General features: G+C 60.5%; 2 protein-coding genes and 1 pseudogene (1 of these 3 running past the window's edge). All 3 read right to left on the reverse strand.

All coding sequences use genetic code 11. The annotated features are described in order from the left end of the window. Positions 1 to 1,330: pseudogene (locus tag A3H92_08000) on the reverse strand (aminotransferase) (it extends 230 nt beyond the left edge of the window). Between the two features lie 7 nt (positions 1,331 to 1,337). After that, on the reverse strand, positions 1,338 to 1,628 hold the full coding sequence (locus A3H92_08005; GenBank protein OHC75975.1) for an addiction module antidote protein, HigA family: 291 nt from the start codon (positions 1,626 to 1,628) through the stop codon (positions 1,338 to 1,340). 4 nt (positions 1,629 to 1,632) lie between these two features. Beyond that, complete coding sequence (locus tag A3H92_08010) at positions 1,633 to 1,920, reverse strand: plasmid maintenance system killer protein (protein ID OHC75976.1); 288 nt, start codon at positions 1,918 to 1,920, stop codon at positions 1,633 to 1,635. Positions 1,921 to 1,985: the final 65 nt, after the last annotated feature.

Consider the following 1,985-nt stretch of genomic DNA (forward strand, 5'->3'; position numbering starts at 1 on the left):
CGAGCATGGCGGCAATGTCTTCCGGCTCTATGATCAGCGGCGGCGCGAAAGCGATGACATCGCCGAGACTCCTGGTGATCAGTCCGTATTGTTGCGCTCTCTTGATCAGATAGGGGCCGATGCCCTCCTTGATGTCGAAAGCCTCCCTGGTCCGCTTGTCGCGCACCAGTTCGACGGCGGCGACCAGTCCGACGCCCCGCACATCGCCGACCAGAGGGTGGTCCTTGAATGCCGTCAGACCGTCCTGAAGCAGCGGCGCCTTCTCGCGGACGCGGGCCGGGATGTCTCTTTCCTGATAGATGTTCAGGGCTTCCAGCGCCACCGCCGCCGCCACCGGGTGGCCGGAATAGGTATAGCCGTGGCCGAAAACGCCGATCTTGCCGCTTTCGGCGACCATCGCCTCAAAGATCGGCTCGGAGATCATCAGCGCCGAGATCGGCACATAGGCCGACGATAAAGCCTTGGCGGTGGTCAGCATGTCAGGCTCCAGACCGTAGGTCTCGCACCCCCACATGTTGCCGGTGCGCCCGCAGCCGGTAATCACCTCGTCAACGACGAACATCACATCGTATTTCTTGAGGACCGCCTGTATCTTTTGAAAATAGCCGGCAGGCGGCGTGATGACGCCTCCCGCTCCCATCACCGGCTCGGCAAAGAAAGCGGCGACGGTATCGGGGCCTTCGCTGATGATCATCCGTTCCAGATTTCCGGCCAGACGGCCGGCGAAGTCTTCCTCGCTCTCGCCGTCTTCGGCGAAGCGGTAATAAAGGGGGCAGTCGGCATGCAGGATCGGCGCTATCGGAAGATCAAAGTCCCGGTGATTGGCGGGGATGCCGGTCAGGCTGCCCGAACACACGGTGACTCCGTGGTAAGCCCGCCGCCGCGAGATGATCTTCTTCTTGGCCGGTCTGCCGACGGCGTTGTTGTAATACCAGATCAACTTAACGGCGGCGTCGTTGGCCTCGGAGCCGGAGTTGGAAAACAGCACCTTGGTCAACGGCGGCCTGGTCCTGGGCCTGGGAGCCATCGACAGCAGTTTTTCGGCCAGATAAATGGTCGGCGCCGGCGCCTTGCCGCTGAAGCTGTGATAAAAGGGGAGAGTCTCCAGCGCCCGCACGGCGGCGTCGATCAGCCGCCTCTCGGAGAATCCCAGCGCCGTACACCACAGCCCCGACATGCCTTCGATGTAGGCCTTGCCGTCGGCATCAAAGACGCGCACTCCTTCGCCCCGCTCGATAACCAGCGGCCCCTCTTTTTTATGCGCCTCCAGATTGGTGTAGGGATGCACCAAATTGGCAAGATCACGCGCCGCATAGTTCCGTTTGTCCATGAGCGGATTATGCGGCGGTGCTGCGGGAGTGAATTTGCCTGTCGAGTTCAGCGCCTCGGTCGCGTTCGACAACCGCGATGTCGTACTGACCTTGCAGATCGAGCCAGAATTGGCCGCCGTTGCCGAAGTAACGCCCCAGCCTGACGGCGGTATCGGCGGTGATTGAGCGCCGGGCGTTGAGGATATCGGTGATCCTGCCCGACGGCACGCCCATATCCAGCGCCAATCGATTGGCGCTCAGGCCACGCGCCTTGAGTTCACGTTTCAGCAGGTTTCCGGGGTGGGAGATCGGCGGCATCGGTTTATCCTTTGTGATAGTCGGTTATTTCCACATTGTAAGCATGGCCGTCCTTGAACTCGAAACAGATACGCCACGGACCGTTTATGGTCATCGCCCACTGCCCATTGCGATCACCTTTCAATTTGTGCAGGCCGACGCCGGCAAGAGGGCTAAGATCAAGCAAGGATTTGGCGACGTTCAGAGCCAAAAGAAGATCGACGGCGGCCCCCACGTCGGCTCCACGAAACCGGTTCGGCCTTTCACCCTCCCAAACCTTTCGGCTTGGCGCATTTCGCCATGACTTGATCACGGCAATAATGTACTACGTTTAACGGTGAACTTCAAGAGGTTGCGCCTCCACGCTTGACCGGCGGG

The organism is Rhodospirillales bacterium RIFCSPLOWO2_02_FULL_58_16, from assembly GCA_001830425.1.
GTDB lineage: Bacteria > Pseudomonadota > Alphaproteobacteria > Rhodospirillales > 2-02-FULL-58-16 > 2-02-FULL-58-16.